This window comes from Amycolatopsis sp. NPDC043889 (assembly GCF_056435645.1).
This window is the reverse complement of record NZ_JBWKEC010000001.1, coordinates 192,279-207,805: the sequence shown is the minus strand read 5'-3', so window position 1 is coordinate 207,805 and position 15,527 is coordinate 192,279. Positions and strand designations below refer to the sequence as shown.

The following is a 15,527-nucleotide window of genomic DNA, read 5'->3' as shown; positions in this document are numbered from 1 at the left end:
AGATCATCCCCGTGCGTCCATTTTCCGGTACAAGGTGGCGACGTCGGTGTCGAAGTAGCTGCTGTAGGACGTGTCCGGATCGTCCCCGCCGTACAGGTAGCCGCCGATCACGCCGACGACGGTGCCGAGTTCGGTCGCCGGGTCGGCGCCGACCACCCACGGGCCGCCGCTGGTACCGGTCGTGAAGCCGGGGCACGCGACGCGCATCTGGTAGATGTCGGCCTGTGCGCTGGAGCCGTGGCAGACGACCGGCGCCTCTCGTTCGTCGGGATAACCGGTCAGGGTGATCGCATGGGCGAAGCCGCCGCCGGTCAGCAGCGTGTTGGCGCCTGTGATGCTTTCGAGGGGCTTCGTGGTGCCCGCCTGGTGGGCGGTCGCGAAGCCGACGTCGAGGTCCGGATCGGAGGACTCGGCCCAGCCGTCGGGAACCTGCGGATCCGAGACGTCCCAATAGCCGTAGGGCGCGACACCGTCGTGATAGCCGGGCGCGAACGAGATCCCCGTCGCGTACTGGCCGCCTTCGCCGTCGTGGAGGCAATGCGCCGCCGTGAGCAGGAGGTCGCCGGGGGCGCTGTGGACGACGCTGGCCGTGCAGAAATGCGTTCCGTCGACGAAGAGCGCGCCGATCGCCGGATTGGTCCGCGGCGCGGCGGGCGTGGCCGCCACCGTCGCGCCGGCGCTGTCGCCTTCGGTCGCGGCAGGATCCGGCACGGCGGAGCAACCGGACAGAACGACACAGAGCACGAGCAACAGGGCGCGGCGCATCGCCTTCCTTTCGCTCGTCCACGGCCGTCCGGGTTCCAGATCACCATAAGTGGTATGCGAACACAGCCCGAATCGATCAACGCACAGCAAGCTCACAGCCGTAGTATGTGTTACCTCCGGTAACAGTCGAGCGGGTTGGAGCGGGTATGAAGTCGTTCACGGACAAGGTCGTGGTGATCACGGGCGCGGGCTCGGGGATCGGCAAGGCGCTCGCGATCGAACTGGCGGGGCGGGGCGCCAGGCTGGCGCTCTCCGATGTCGACGCCGTCCGTGCGGCGGGCACCGTGGCGGAGTGCGAGAAGGCCGGCGCGACCGCGAAGGCGTACGCACTCGACGTCGCCGATCGTGACGCCGTCCTCGCGCACGCCGAGGAGGTCGCCGTCGATTTCGGGGGCGCCAACGTCGTGGTGAACAACGCCGGGGTCGCGCTCGGGGCCACGGTCGAGGAAATGACCTGGGACGACTACGACTGGCTGATGGGGATCAATCTCGGCGGCGTGGTCAACGGCACGAAAGCCTTTCTGCCGCAGGTGATCGCTTCGGGTGACGGGCATATCGTCAACCTTTCGAGCGTGTTCGGCTTCATCGGCGTGCCCACGCAGAGCGCTTACAACGCGGCGAAATTCGGGGTGCGGGGGTTCACCGAGGCGCTGCGGCAGGAAATGTTGATCGCCCGGCATCCGGTCAAGGTCAGCTGCGTGCATCCCGGTGGCATCAAGACGAATATCGCCCGTGACGCGCGGGGCGGCGTCGAGCGGGACATCGACAAAGCCGCCGAAGGATTCGAAAAGATCGCGAGGACGACGCCGGAGAAGGCCGCGCAGACCATCGTGCGCGGTATCGAACGGGGGACGGCGCGCATCCTGATCGGTCCGGACGCGTACGCCATCGACGTGATTCCCCGCGTGCTCGGCTCCTTTTACCAGCGGCCGCTCGCCCTGTTGGGGCGCTTGGGAATGAAACGGCTCTGAATGGAGTAACCCTCCGTGGTCCGGACGGCTCGGGATAACTCGATCGGGGTGCGTTACTTACGGCGGCGTCGGAAATGCACCACAATGCTCAAGTTCGTGATTCCGCTTCCGGAGGTCCCCATGCCGCGCGCCGCCCAGCGCCGTCCGTCGACCGACGCTTTCTCGGCGCCTGTCGAAACCGTCGAACTCCTGGACCGGACGGGGATCATCGCGGCGAGCCTGCCGAAGCGGCGGCGCAGCCCGGAGAACGAACCCGAGCCAGAGCCGATGCCGGTGCGTCCCCCGGTCTGCGAACCGGTCGTGGACAAGGATCTGCGGCCCAAGGCCGTCGTCATCCACCGTCGCGCCCGCTCGTGGCTGGTCGGCGGGGCGGGGGTGGCGCTGCTCGCGATCGGCTGGTTCGCCGGCACCTTCACCGTCGAGCCGGTCGACGACACCGCCTTGCCCGAGCAGCCGCTGCCCGCCGTGGCGACGCAGCAGGCGCCGCCGCCCGCGCAGCCCGCGCCGCAGGCCGCCCCGGTGACCGTCTACGTCCCGGTCACCGTGAAACAGCAAGCGCCCGTGACGAAGAAGAAGCCCGCCAAGGAGCAGGTCGTCGCCCTGCCGCCCGCCGAGACCAAACCGCCGGAGCAGCCGCGTTCCGACATCGGATCGCGGGACAAGGCGGCGGACGGTCTCCGGAGCATGATGGATCCCGTCGTGGCGAGTTCTCTGGCGATGGAGATGGCGCAGGGGATGATGAGTTACGGCCGCTGACCCGTCAGCGCGGCGGCCAGCGCGGAGCCCTCGCGGGGGTCGCCGTGCACGAGTTCGGTGCGGTGCACCACGCGCGGCGAGGACAAGGAAAGCGTGCTCACGCCGGTGAGCACGTCCGCCGGGAGCAGCGCCAGTCCCTGACCGGCGGCGACCAGGCCGAGCAGCCCGCGGACGTCGGTCCCGGTGTACCGCAGCCGACCGCGGAACCCGTCGGTCGAGGCGGCCTTCCTCAAGCGCTCCAAGGGAATCGCGGTGTCCGGTGCGTCGATCCAGCCCGCGTCGGCGAGTTCGGCCAGCCGGACGGTCCGTCCCGTCATCGGATGGTCGGCGGGTACCGCGACCGCGAGCGGGCGTTCGCCGACGACGGTGGTGCTGAGCGGGCCGACGTCCGGCAGCGGCAGCGGATCGCTCGGCGCGGTCATCCCGTCGACGAGACCGAGGTCCAGTGCGCCCGCCGCGACCTCAGTCAGCACGTCTTCGCGGCCCAGGACGCGCACGTCGGTGCCGCGCGGCACGGCGGCGGCGACTTCGGCGGTGAGCGACAGCGGGGTCAGCCCGAGGACGACCCGGCCGGTGGGCGCCGCGGTGAGCCTGGCGAGATCCGCGCGGGCGGCGTCGAGCCGCGTCAGCAACGGGCCGGCGTGTTCGAGGAGACGTTCCCCGGCACGGGTCGGCGCGACGGGCCGCCGGGTCAGCAGTGTGGTGCCGAGATCCTGTTCGAGCGTGGCGATGTGCTGGGAAATCGCGGACTGCGTGTAGCCGAGGTCGCGGGCGGCGCGCGAGAACGAGCCGCCGCGCGCCACCGCCACGAAGGTGCGGAGCAAGTGGGTCTCCATGGTCATCAGTATCGCTTATCGATCCAGCATGGATCATCGTTGGCGCTGAACTCGGTTCGCGGGTCAGGATGGTCGCATGACAGAGAAAGCCCGGGTCGCCCTGGTCGGTGACCGTTCGGACGGCGTCCGCTCCCACGTCCGGATCCCGATGCTCTTCGCCCGTCTCGCCGAGCGTGACGGCATCGAACTCGACGCCTACTGGCTCCCGACGGACGCCGTCGGCGACCTCGCCGGTTTCGACGGCGTCTGGCTGGTGCCCGGCAGCCCCTACCGGTCCGAAGCCGGCGCGGTGGACGCCGTGCGCGCCGCCCGCGAGAACGGCATCCCGTTCCTCGGCACCTGCGCCGGCTTCCAGCACGCGCTGCTGGAATTCGCGCGGAACGTCTGCGGTCTCGGCGGGATCGGGCACGCGGAGAACGCGCCGGAGTCGGCCGAGCGGCTGATCGTCCCGCTGGCGTGTTCGCTCGTCGGGCACGAGGGTGCCGTCCACGTCACGCCGGACACCCTGGCGGCGCGGATCCTCAGGGCGGAACGTTCCGTTGAGCGGTACCACTGTTCGTACGGCCTCGACGCCCGGCATCTGGACAACTTGGCGGCGAACGGGGTTGTCTTCAGTGGATTCGACGGCGAGGGCGACGCGCGGATCGCGGAACTTCCGGAGCATCCGTTCTTCCTGGCGACGCTGTTCCAGCCGGAACTCGCCGGTGACGGAACCCGGCCGCATCCGCTCGTCCAGGCCTTCGCCCGCGCCGCCGTGGAACACGCGAAACTGTCTGTCCATAGTGGACACTGACGGACGTCGTGGTCCGGATGGCCGCTGACACTGCGGAAGTGATCGACTACCGTGAGCCAAGGGGAGGGGCTCATGGAGAAGGGGGATTCCGCTCGGAGCACCGCGTTCAAGGCCGCTTTCGCGGTCGGCGAGTTCCGTGCGTTGTGGGCGGCCGAGGGGCTTTCGCAGGCCGGTGACCAGCTGGCAAGGGTCGCGTTGTCGGTGCTGGTCTGGGAAAGAACGGCGTCGGCGGGGCTGACCGGGCTCACCTACGGCCTGACGTACCTGCCGACGCTGATCGGGGGCACCCTGTTCGCCGGTTTGGCGGACCGGTATCCGCGGCGGACGGTGATGATCGTCTGCGACCTGCTGCGCGCGGTGATCGCGGCGCTGATGGCCGTACCGGGAATGCCGCTCTCGGTGCTGGCCGGACTGCTCGTGATCCTGACGATGGCGGGCGGTCCCTTCCGGGCGGCGCAGCTCGCGTTGCTTCCGGACGTCCTCGAAGGCGACCGGTACGTCGCCGGGCTCGCGGTCCGCACGATCACCATCCAAACGGCACAGCTCGCCGGATTCGGTGGTGGCGGGCTGGTGATCGGGTTCGTGACGCCCTACTGGGGCCTGGTGATCGACGCGGTGACCTTTGTGGTCTCTGCGCTGCTGGTGTCCACAGGGGTTCGCCGCCGGAAGCCCGTCGCCACGGAATCTTCGGTGAAAAGCCGGGTGGCACGGGCTTTCAGTGGTGAAGGTGCCCGAGAACTGTGGCAGGGCAAGGGAATCCGGGTGCTCTTCGGGCTGAAGATGCTCGCCGGGTTCGCCATCGCGCCGGAAGGGCTCGCGGCGCCGCTCGCAGTCGGTCTCGGGGCGGGGACTTTCGCGGTCGGGCTTATTCTCGCGGCTGATCCGGTGGGTTCGGTAATCGGGTCGTGGATCTTCACGAAATGGGTTCCGGCGCGACGGAAAACGCGAATTGTCGGCATTCTCGCCATCGCATCCGTCGTTCCTTTGGTCTTTCTCTTCTTTCGCCCGTCGCTGCCGGTGTGCCTGGGGTTGATCGGGCTCAGCGGCGCCTTCGCGGCGCCGTACCACCTGCAGGCCGTCGCGTTGATGGCCCGCGCGGTGCCCGACGGTGTCCGGGCACAGGTGATGGGCCTGACCTCGACGAGTTTGGTTACCGTGCAAGGAATCGGGATCATGCTCGCGGGCGGTCTCGCCCAGTTGACCGGTCCGTTCGTGGCCGTCGGGGTGGCCGCGACGGTGGCCGTGGCCTCGGCGGGGCCGATGGCGATGGCCTGGAAACGCGCCATCGCCACCGGACCCGATGTGTGGCTCCCTGCCGGGAGCCGGACCGGCTGAATTGGTGGGATCAGTCCTCGCGACCGTTCATGATGGTCCTCCCTCCCACTGCTCCATCTGTGTGTTCCGGAATTGACTCGAGCCACCCTCAGTACTACCTCGGATACATTGAATTATGTACGGAAGGGGGACCGGTGACGATGATTATGGGGGATACGGAACTCGCCGGAGAAGGGGCCGGTACACGTCTGAGAGCCTGGGTCCGGCACTGGGACTTGTGGTCCGGACCACGCGGTGTCCCCGCGGTTTTTCTTGTGGTGGAAGGACTCGCGGCGGCAGTCGCCGTAATCGCCCTGCTCCGATCGAACTACGAGACTACGGAATTCGTCCGATTTGGATCACTGCTCGGCCTCGCCATCCTGCAGGCCGAGCTTTCGCGTTCGGTGGAACGGTTACGGCGCACGCTTTGTGACCGGCCGCATATCAACATGACTTCGGTGTGGACGTTCGCGGGGGTGCTCGTCCTGCCGCAGGGGCTCGCGCTGGCCCTCGGACTGCTCATCTACCTGCATCTTTGGCTCCGGGTGTGGCGGGGGATGAGCCACCGCCCGGCGTACCGCGTGGTGTACTGCGCGGCGGCCATCGTGATCTCCTGCCTGGCGTCGGGCGCCATCGTCTCCGGGTGGAACGGCCTGCCCGTCGGGTTCGCCGGCTCGCTGAAGATCGTCGAGGCGGCGGCCGTGTTCACCGTGGTCAACGCCTTCATCGTGGCGCTCTCGGTGTACCTGCACACCGGGGCAAGGGCCCCGCGTGCGCTGTTCGGCACGGGCGACGACAACCTGCTGGAGATCACCACCCTGGTGCTCGGCACCTCGACCGCGCTGGGCATCGTGCATGCGCCGGCGCTCGTCCCGTTCGTTCTGCTGCCGGTGCTGGTGCTGCACCGCAGTGTGCTGGTGCGGCAGCTGGAGATCGCGGCGAACATCGACGGCAAGACCGGCGTCCTGAACGCGCACGCGTGGCACGCGCTGAGCGAGCGGGAACTCACGTCGGCGGCCAGGGCGAAGAGCAAACTCGGCGTGCTGATGCTCGATCTCGACCATTTCAAGCAGGTCAACGACGTCTACGGGCATCTCGCCGGCGACGTCGTGCTCAAGGCCGTCGCGAAGACGATCTCCGAGCATGTACGCGACTACGACTCCGTCGGCCGCTTCGGTGGCGAGGAGTTCGTCGTGCTGCTTCCCGGCGCGACGGAGACCGACGTGCTCCCCGTGGCCGAGCGCGTGCGGCGGGCGGTGATGGCGCTCGAGGTCGAGGTCGCGACCGCTTCGGGGCCGCGCGTCGTGCGGGGGCTTTCGGTGTCGATCGGCGCCGCGGTCTACCCGTCCGGCGGGACCGTGCTGGAACGGCTGCTGCACGTCGCCGACTCCGCGCTCTACCAGGCGAAGAACAGCGGGCGGAACCGCGTCGTCGCGCTCGCCGCCGCCTGACGACCCGCATTCAGTCCTCTGGATGCGGTCCTTGCGCGTGCAACTACCTTCTTCGTCGGCTTCGAGGGCTGACACGAGGAAATCGACAACGCCCTAAATGTCTGTCTGATGCCTATATGCGCGATTTGCCGGGTAAGGCACTGTCCATAAAGGACGCTAGTGGAGATCAAGATGTCCGATTTAGGTGCTTTGCGCGGCTTTGGGGTCGGGTCGTGAGTGATAAAGAGGGTTCTAACCCTCCTTGCCACTCACGACCCCTGGAAAATCGTACGTAAGGGCATCAATCGGGCATCAAGTCGCCAGGAAGTGTCCTCTGTGGACACATCGGGTACGAAGAAGGCCATCCGGCAGTCGCTCCACCACGACACCCTTGCCTCGCCATCCAGTCACGCGAAAACCGGGACGTCAGTCCACGTCCATCGCGTTCGGGTCCTTCTTGCCGGTGTCGAGCGGTCCGAAGCCGCCGGCGTCGAGCTTTTCCCAGTCTTCCTTGGTCGGCTTCTTGTACGTCTCTTCGTGGATCCGATCGACTTCCTGCTCGTAGGTCTCGCGGTTCTGCCGCTTCATCTCCTCGGGCCAGTCCCCGTCCCGGATGGTGTCCCGGGTCATGTGCAGTTCCTTGACGTCGTGGCTGGACAGCGGCGGGGTGGTCGCGGTCGTACCGGGGCCGGTCGAGTAGGTGAGGCCCTTGCCGCTGGCGTGCGCGTCGTCGATCATCTTGTGGTACGAGTCGTCCGCGATCTTGCCGTCGAGGGTGCCGTCGGTGTTCTTGAACCCGTCCCGGAAGGCGTAGTCGAGCTGGTTGAGCTGGATCGCGGTGTTCGGGTCGCCGCCTTCCAGCGCGTTGCGCTCGGAGTCGCGGTAGTCCTGGCTGTTCTTGAAGCCGCTCGGCTTCGCCGAACCTTCGGTCAGGTCCTGGTCGCCCTTGTTACCGGTACCGATATGCGACGCGTGCGCGGGTTTGGCCTCCTGATACGCCCAAGCGTGGTTCTCCAGGTCCTTTTGGTCGTGACTCGAACCCCGTGCGCCGCCACTGCCACGGCCGATCGCCTCGTAGGGGACCGGGTGCTCGGACTCGTGGGAATCTCCGGAGACCTTCTCCCGGCCGTCGGCCTTGAGATCGTTGTCGTACTTCGCCGTGAGCCGGTTCTGCTCACGCTTCTTCGCGCCGTGCGTGCCGTCGAGGTAGCTCTGCGGCGGACGCCGCGGCTTCTTCGGGCCCGGCGTCGGCTTCGGCTTGGTGACCCGGTTGCCCGAAGATTTCGTCTTGCCGCCGCCTCCGCGGGTCCCCTTGCCGCAGGTGCCCGTTTTCGGTTTCGTCGGTGCCAGGCCGAGCGGGTCGATCATGTCCGTCGGGTTGCCGACGTAGGCCAGCGAATCCGACGCCGGTTCGAGGCCGAGCGGGTCGTGCGAGAGGTACCGCCCGGTGGCCGGGTCGTAGTAGCGCTTGAAGTTGTAGTGCAGCCCGGTTTCCGGGTCGTGGTACTGGCCGGGGAACCGCAACGGCGTGTACGCCTGCCCCGGCGGCGAGAGCACCTTGCCCCACAGCGAGGTGTGCAGATGCCAGGCGACATCGCCGGATTCGTCGAGCAGTTCGCTCGGTGATCCGACGAGGTCGGTGACGACGGCGTGGAACCGGGCGTCCTGTCCGGGGATCCGTTCGAGCTGCGTGATCGGCCGGTCCGTGCCCGGCTCCAGGTCCCAGACGACGGCGGTGCCGCCACGGATCTCTTCGGCGAGCTTCGAGCCGTCCCAGGTGAAGTCGATCTGTTCGAGGATCCGGCCGTGGACGTCGAGGTGCTGCTTGGCGATCCGCCGTCCGAGCGCGTCGTAGTGGTAGAGCCAGCGCTCGCCGTCCGGGGTGACCACGCCGGTCAGCCGGTCGTCGGAATTCCACTGATACGTCCAGGCGCGGCCGGGCTCGCGGCGCGCGATCGTGCGGCCTTCGGTGTCGTGCAGGTACGACGTCGCCCCGGCGCCGGTCATCAGGGTGCCCTGATAGCGCCGCGGTCCGACGGCCGGATCCGCACCCGGCCAGCCCGCCTGCGTGATCGCGCCCGCGAGGTTGTAGCCGTAGCTCTCCCGCCAGCCCTGACCCTGGACGTCGACCACGCGGCCCGCCCGGTCGACCCGCAGCGACCGCGGCCCGGACAGCGAATCCGAGATCGACGAGACGAGCCCGTCCCGCAGGTACCCGTACTCGCGGTGCTGGACGACACCCCTGCCGGTGGAAACGGTCTGGGAGGTCAGCCTGTCGGCGGCGTCCCAGCCTTGGCGCAGCTCGACCGGCGTGCCCTCCAGCCGCCGCGACACTTCCCGGCCTGCCGGGTCGTACTCGAAAAGCATGGTGCGCCCGGCGGTCCGCAGCGCGACGGGGCGGCTCGCCGCGTCGTAGGCGAAGAACGACTCGGCGCCCGAAGGGGTGCGCCGCGCGACGCGACGGCCGATGGCGTCGTATTCCGAGCGGACTGCCCGGCCGTTGAGGGTTTCCGAGACGATCCGGCCCAGCGCGTCGTAGGTGATGGTGACTTCGGAATGCGCGTTGCGTGCCGAGGTCATCCGGTCGGCGCCGTCGTAGGTGAACGTGGCGACGTCGTCGCCCGCCCGGCGGGCGACGACCCGGCCGAGCGCGTCGCGTTCGATGACGACCGTCTGGCCGAGACTGTTGGTACGCGACACCATCCGCCCGGCGGCGTCGTAGCCGTAGCGGGTGGTGCGACCGTTGAAATCGGTCTCGCCGACCAGGTTCCCGGCCGGGTCGTAGTCGTAGCGCCAGACGAGACCGTGTTCGTTGGTGACCGACACCAGTCGCAGCTCGGTGTCGTACACATAGGACAGTCGATCGCCGTCCGGGCCGATTTCGGCGGTGGGCAGGTCGAACTGCGAGTACTCGGTGCGCACCGCGAGCCCGCGGGCGTCCACGGCTTCGTCGGCCGAACCCGCCGTGGTGCGGTTCCAGCGCCAGACGGAGCCGTCGGGGTCGATCTGCTCGGCGATCTCGCCGAAGCCGTCCCACTTCGTCCGGGTGACGCCGCCGAGCGGGTCGGTGACCGAGGTGGTCTGCCCGAACTCGTCGTAGGTGTACCGCGTGACCGCGCCGAGCGGGTCGGTGACGGAGACCGGCAGGCCCGCCGCGTTCGACTCGATCAGGGTGACGCCACCGAGCGCGTCGGTCACGACCGCGACGTTGCCCGCGTCGTCGTAGCCGTAGGTGGTGGTGGCGCCGGTCGGATCCGTGGCAAGCACGAGCTTTCCCCGCTCGTCGTACTCGCGGCGCCAGACGGCGCCGTCCGGCCCGGTCCTGCTGGTCCAGCGGCCCGGCGCGGAGTACTCGGCGAGCGCGCGGCCGCCGTCCGGCTGCAGCACGGTGACGACGTTCCCGTCATCGTCCATCTCCCACCGCGTGGTGCGGCCCAAGGCGTCGGTGCGGCTGAGCAGCTTGCCGAAGCGGTCGATTTCGGACCGCGTGGTGTTGCCCAGCGGATCGGTCTCCGCGACGATCCGGTGCAGATCGTCGAGCTGATACCGGGTGACGTGCCCGAGCGAGTTCGTGACCGAGGTGACCAGGTTTTCCCGGTCGTACTCGATGTCGACGTCGAGGAAGCCGCCGGTGCCCTGCGCTCGCACGACGCGGCCTTCGGAGTCGAAGCCGTATCCGTACCAGCGCCCGTTGACGTCCTCCCAGCGCACGATCCGGCCTTCGGCGTCATAGGTGAACCGCAGGGGCTGACCGGCGACGTCGGCGATCTCGACCAGGCGGCGCCGCTCGTCGTACCGGTAGCTCCGCAGCGCGGTTTCCGCGCCGGGCAGCCGAAGGGCCGTGACGAGTCCGTCCTTCGACTCGACGAGCAGGCGGTAGCCCGCGGAGTGTTCCAGCTCGCGGGGGACGCCGTTGTCGTCGTAGTGCACGGAGATCCGGTGACCGTCGCCGTCCACGATCGCGCGCAGGGGAAGGCTGTCCCCGGGGCCGGAGAAGAACAGCATTCCGTCCGGAGTGGTCACTCCGTAGCCGTCGTCCACTTTGGACAAGGGGAGCCGCTGCCCGGATTCCGGGAGGACAGGGCGGTCGGAAAGCGTTACGGGGTAAGAAAGAAGTGTCCCGTCGGCGAGCGCGAGGTGCAGGCCGTCGTCCTCGATCTCGATCCGCTGATCCACAGTGGACGCCCAGGATGAGCCGAAGAACCGGCCGAGGCGGTACGACGAGAGATGCGTCCGCGACACGGTCAGCGGGAGGACGCCGGCGAACACGACGTCGTCCTGCGTCAGCATCATCGAGCCGGTCGCGACGTCGATGGGGTCGCCGCAGCCGCCGCGGTCCTTGGGCGGGACGCGGTCCCCCGGGGTGGTTTCGTTGTCCTTGATCCGGTTGTTCGTCTCGGGTTTCGGGGCGCCGCGGTCCTTGGGCGGCGGAGGCGGCGAGCCGGACGGCGTGGTCGATCCGTCCGGGGTCTCGTTCTTCGGCGGAGGCGGCGGATCCGACTTCACCGGCGGTGGATCGCTCTTCGGCGGCGCGCCGGACGGTGTCGTGCCGTCGCCGTCGGGGCTGCTCTTGGGCGTCGTGCCCTCGTCCAGCTTGTTCGGCTTCGGCGCGGGCGCGCCCTTACCCGGCTGAAGCTTCCTCAGCGCCTTCGCCGCGCTGTCGAACAGGTCGTCCGCTCGCTTCAGCAGCGGCATCAGTGCCTGGAGCGCCTTGACGGTCTTCTTCGTCAGGTTCGCGATCTTGCTCGCGGTCTTCGCCACGGCGTTGACCACCTGCGGGACCACCCAGGTCAGGCCGATGCCGAGGGTGAACAGCACCTGGAGCGCCCAGCTGATCAGATGCCCGATCAGCTCGGCGATGATGTCGCGCACCAGCGCGCGGATGGCGGCGACGACCTCGCCCGCCGTCTTCACACCGCTGGAGGCGCCCTCGCACCCCGCCTTCGCCGACTCCAGCAGCGTGACCGTGTCCTTGGCCTGGGCACGGTAGGCGTCGGCCGAGACCCCGGTCCAGCTCTGCAGATCGGCGGAGACCATCCCGGCCAGATCCGCGCCGACGTCACCGAGTTCGGTCGCGATGTTCATCCAGGTCTCGGCGTTCGCGGCGATCTCGTCGGCGTTGCCGGTGAGCGCGTCGAGCGCTTCCTTGAGCGGGCCGACGTGCTCCATCAGCCAGCCGACGCCGTTCGCGAGGATCGCGCCGAAAGGGTCCATGGCCATCGACAGCGCGTCGAGCGCGGTCCCGACCGCGCCCAGCGCCACCGACGCCCAGTCGCCGCTTTCGATGGCCGATTTCAGCTCGAACGCCGACTCCAGCAGTGACGAGCCGGTGTACGCCTTCGTCGAGTCCTTTACGTCGGCGACAAGCGGGTTACCCACGGCGACCTTCCTCGTGTTTCAAGGACGAGGACCTCACCAGGGCGAGTTTTCCTCGTCGTCCGGCGCTTCGTGACGCTTCTCGCGAGGCGCTTGCGGCGGGGGCGGCGTGTCGGTGGACGACGCCGGGGGAGCGGGCGGGTCCGAAGACTCTTCCTCTTCGATCTCGGGGAAGCGGCTGCGCAGGGTGCCGATCATCAGCGCCCTGGTCTCCTGGTCCTCGTCGCCGAGCGATTCCTGCATGACCTCGGCGACCTGGCCCGCGATCCCGGACTGCGCCTTGTGCATGGTCTGGAGGATCTGCCGCGACAGTTCCTCCAGCGGATAGGTCCTGGCCTTGTTCCCGAACTCGATGTCCGTCACGCCGCCGTCGGCCCCGACGGTGATCTTGACGGCGCCGTCGGAGCTGGACGCGGTCAGCCGCAGCTGCTCCGTCCGCTCCTGCGCGGCCGCGTAACGCTGGGCCTTCTCTTCCAGCCCCGCGGCCCATCGGTCCATTTTGCGCTGGGCCTCGTCGGGGTCCAGCATGAGCTCGCCGAGCTCGTTCCCGCCGGTCACTGCTTTCCTCCGATGTCCAAGGCCTTGAAGTCCGCCTTGAACGGTTCCGCGTTGGTCTTGTCACCGTCTACATAGGACTTGGCCGCGGTGCGGACGTTGTCCGCCGTGGACTGGATGCCTTCGGCGGCCGCCTTGATCGTCTCCGCCGCGCGTTCGCCCGCCGGGTTGACGATCGGCGGCAGGAACGCGCACAGCAGGCCGTACGCGTCCGAAGACATCGCCGAACCGGTCGCGCCGTGCGCGGTGTTCAGCCGGTCGACGAGCCCTTCGAGATGGCTCGCGTGCGCGGTCAGGTCGTCCGGATCGACCTCGAACGAGGCGGTCACTTCCAGTCCTTGTTCTTCCAGTCGCCGATCACCGGCGGCGCCACGACCTCGTCGGCGGCGAAGAAGGACGGGTCGTCGGACTCGACGTAGTCGGCGACCTTGTGCTCCTTGTCCTCCTGGCCCTGTCCCTTGCCGGCACCGGGGGCCATGCCGCCCATCGGGGCCATGCCGCCGGGCGTACCCGGCTTGCCACCGGAGCCCGCCGCACGGGCCGCGGCGGCCTCGGCGTCCATCGCGCCCGCGCCGACGGCGCCGCCCATGCCGAGCGAGCCCGTCGCCCGTCCGGCCCCGCCGAGACCTCCGCCGCCCGCGCCACCGGCACCGCCCGTGCCGGCACCGCCACCGCCGAAGCTGCTGGTGCCACCGGTGCCGCCACCGCCGGGGATGTTCGGCATGCCGAGCTTGGGCGCGTTGTACGGCGTGCCCTTGTAGGAGTTGCCGTCCGGGAACGAGGGGCCGGTGAGCCGCTCGCCGATACCGCCGGGACGCGGCATCGGCGGGATGTTCGGCATGACCGGCCTCGGCCCGCCGCTGTTGGGCCCGTTCGGGACGGGGATGTTCGGCGGCGTGAACGGAAGACCGCCACCGGGCCGCGGGCCGCCGCTCTCCGGGATGGGGATGTTCGGCGGGGTGAACGACGGCGGGGTGACGGACGGCGGGGTGTAGCCCGTGGTCCGCGTGCCGTCGTCGATCTTGGGCATGTTCGGGAGGTGGGGGCTCGTCGACGCCGCGGGCTTGTAGGTCTCGCCGCCGGTCGGCCCGTTCGGGATGCCGATGTTGGGCATGGTCGGGCTGGAGCCGGGGCCGCCGCTACCGGGACCGCCGCCGGGGAAGCCACCGGGGCCGCCGCCCGGACCACCACCGGGGCCGCCGCCCGGTCCGCCGTTCGGCGAGCTGAACGGCGACACGCCGCCAGGACCACCGGCCCCGCCCTGCGGCGTGCCGTCCATCGAAGCGACGAGGCCGTCCGGGCGCGTACGGTCCGAGGCGGCGTTGAAGGGGCTGAGCTGCCCGTCGGCGCCTTCGGGCGACATCCGGTCGCGAAGCGTGCCGGCGGGCGAACCCGCGCCACCGCCGGCGGGGCTGCCTTGGAGCTGCCTGGTCGCCGTCGCCAGCTTCGGCGGGGCGGGGAACGCCGGGGTGGCGATCGCCGAGCCGACCGTGGTGTCGAACTCGGTCATCACCTTCGCGGCCTGGTCCCGCGCGTCCTGCTGCTTCTTGAAGGTGGTGAGGTCCTTCCCGAGCTGTGCCATGTACACGTACGGGTCGGTGATCTTCTGCAGGTTGGCGTTGGCCTCCTGCACGTTGAACGCCACCGGCGGGTTCGCCGCCATCTGCTTCTGCGTCTCGTTGAGCGTCTGCGAGTGAATCTGCTGCTGCCGTCCGGCCAGCGTCGCGCCGTTCGCGGTCGAGCCGAGCCATTTGCCGACACCGGCGAGGTGCTCGCGGGCCGCGTCGCCGCCCTCGCCCTCCCAGTTGGCCGTGCTCGCGCTGATCGCCTTCGCCAGGTTGCGCTGATGCGAGGCCAGGTCGTTGCCCGCCCGGATCCACTCCTCGGAGGTCTCGGCCACCGCGGCCGGATCCGCGTTGTCCGCGATCGCGGTCTGCATCTGTTCGTGGGTGGCGTTCGCCCAGATCGTGGACGGCGGCTCGCCGGGTTTGCGGATGTCCAGGTTCTTGTCGAGACCCTCGCGCGCCTTCTCCAGCTGCCCCTCGTACATCTTCTGCGTGAACATGTCCTTGAAGCCGTTGAGCGCCTTGTCACCCCAGCCGAGGATGTTGAAGAGAAGGTCCGTCCCGGCCGAGGCCCCGGCCCGGATCTCGTCGCCGGAGGCGGCCTTGTCCGCCAGCGGCCCGACGTAGTAGTCGGACGACGAGTCGGCGGTCGGGTCGTAGTGCGAGTCGAGCTTGTTGTAGTCGGGCGAGTTCGGGTCGGAGACCTTCGCCGTCTTCTCCTCGGATTCGGTCACGGGTCTCTCCTTCAGATCTCGGTGTCGATCTGCTTCAGGTCGCGCTGGTTCTGGGTGTCGCGTTCCCGGTAGTTCCGCTGGGCGAGTTCGATCGCCTCGATGTAGGTCGGGAACTCGGCGCGAGCGGACTGGAGCTGGGTGAGCAGACCTTGAGCGTCGGTCGCGGTGCCGTGCATGTGCTCGGACACCCAGCGGGCGGTCGCGGTGGAGCTCATCGGCGGCGACTTCTGAAGTTTGGTCAGCGCGCTCCAGCGCTCTTCGAGGCTGTCGATCACGCCCTGGAGTGAACGGATCATCTCCTGGCCGGTGGTCTCGTCGACGGCGAAGCCACCTTGCACCGCCATGCGCTTCAGCTGCGTGCCCGAGAGCGCGACCTGCGCGGGGGCAAACGCCGCCGCCGGCTTCAGTTCTTGTGCTTCCTCGGTCAACGGA

At 69.1% G+C, this 15,527-nt stretch carries 12 protein-coding genes; 5 read left to right on the top strand and 7 right to left on the bottom strand.

Annotated elements, in window-relative coordinates:
- Window positions 1-3: 3 nt before the first annotated feature.
- Window positions 4-765, bottom strand: coding sequence for a trypsin-like serine peptidase (locus AC0685_RS01105; RefSeq protein ID WP_478223702.1), 762 nt, complete (start codon window positions 763-765; stop codon window positions 4-6).
- 146 nt (window positions 766-911) lie between these two features.
- Between AC0685_RS01105 and AC0685_RS01100 the strand changes: the two genes are divergently transcribed.
- Window positions 912-1,736 (top strand): SDR family NAD(P)-dependent oxidoreductase, encoded by an 825-nt coding sequence (locus tag AC0685_RS01100; RefSeq protein ID WP_340686675.1) that lies wholly within the window; start codon window positions 912-914, stop codon window positions 1,734-1,736.
- A 96-nt stretch (window positions 1,737-1,832) separates the two neighbouring features.
- Window positions 1,833-2,492, top strand: coding sequence for a hypothetical protein (locus AC0685_RS01095; RefSeq protein ID WP_478223701.1), 660 nt, complete (start codon window positions 1,833-1,835; stop codon window positions 2,490-2,492).
- Here AC0685_RS01095 and AC0685_RS01090 read toward each other — a convergent pair.
- Window positions 2,480-3,328 carry a LysR family transcriptional regulator gene (locus AC0685_RS01090; protein WP_340686677.1) on the bottom strand — a complete coding sequence of 283 codons (849 nt, stop codon included), beginning with the start codon at window positions 3,326-3,328 and terminating at the stop codon, window positions 2,480-2,482. The two genes, AC0685_RS01095 and AC0685_RS01090, sit on opposite strands and share 13 nt — an antisense overlap.
- A gap of 76 nt (window positions 3,329-3,404) precedes the next feature.
- Here AC0685_RS01090 and AC0685_RS01085 point away from each other — a divergent pair, with 76 nt between their 5' ends.
- From AC0685_RS01085 to AC0685_RS01075, 3 genes are all read left to right on the top strand, one after another.
- Window positions 3,405-4,121, top strand: a complete 717-nt coding sequence (locus AC0685_RS01085; protein WP_478223700.1) for a CTP synthase C-terminal region-related (seleno)protein — start codon at window positions 3,405-3,407, stop codon at window positions 4,119-4,121.
- A gap of 72 nt (window positions 4,122-4,193) precedes the next feature.
- The gene (locus tag AC0685_RS01080) at window positions 4,194-5,456 is read left to right on the top strand and encodes an MFS transporter (RefSeq protein ID WP_478223699.1); all 1,263 of its coding nucleotides are present in this window, start codon (window positions 4,194-4,196) and stop codon (window positions 5,454-5,456) included.
- Between the two features lie 254 nt (window positions 5,457-5,710).
- Window positions 5,711-6,886 (top strand): GGDEF domain-containing protein, encoded by a 1,176-nt coding sequence (locus AC0685_RS01075; protein ID WP_478223698.1) that lies wholly within the window; start codon window positions 5,711-5,713, stop codon window positions 6,884-6,886.
- A 405-nt stretch (window positions 6,887-7,291) separates the two neighbouring features.
- Here the strand turns inward: AC0685_RS01075 and AC0685_RS01070 are convergent, their stop codons facing one another.
- Genes AC0685_RS01070 through AC0685_RS01050 form a run of 5 tightly spaced genes read right to left on the bottom strand, consistent with a single transcriptional unit; the run spans window position 7,292 to window position 15,523 of the window.
- Window positions 7,292-12,244 (bottom strand): RHS repeat-associated core domain-containing protein, encoded by a 4,953-nt coding sequence (locus AC0685_RS01070; RefSeq protein WP_478223697.1) that lies wholly within the window; start codon window positions 12,242-12,244, stop codon window positions 7,292-7,294.
- A 33-nt stretch (window positions 12,245-12,277) separates the two neighbouring features.
- The gene (locus AC0685_RS01065; RefSeq protein ID WP_478223696.1) at window positions 12,278-12,799 is read right to left on the bottom strand and encodes a YbaB/EbfC family nucleoid-associated protein; all 522 of its coding nucleotides are present in this window, start codon (window positions 12,797-12,799) and stop codon (window positions 12,278-12,280) included.
- Window positions 12,796-13,125 (bottom strand): type VII secretion target, encoded by a 330-nt coding sequence (locus tag AC0685_RS01060; protein ID WP_034309855.1) that lies wholly within the window; start codon window positions 13,123-13,125, stop codon window positions 12,796-12,798. The genes AC0685_RS01065 and AC0685_RS01060 overlap by 4 nt, the downstream gene beginning before the upstream one ends.
- Window positions 13,122-15,095 (bottom strand): WXG100 family type VII secretion target, encoded by a 1,974-nt coding sequence (locus AC0685_RS01055; RefSeq protein WP_478223695.1) that lies wholly within the window; start codon window positions 15,093-15,095, stop codon window positions 13,122-13,124. The genes AC0685_RS01060 and AC0685_RS01055 overlap by 4 nt, the downstream gene beginning before the upstream one ends.
- 11 nt (window positions 15,096-15,106) lie before the next feature.
- On the bottom strand, window positions 15,107-15,523 hold the full coding sequence (locus tag AC0685_RS01050) for a hypothetical protein (RefSeq protein ID WP_478223694.1): 417 nt from the start codon (window positions 15,521-15,523) through the stop codon (window positions 15,107-15,109).
- Window positions 15,524-15,527 lie beyond the last annotated feature (4 nt).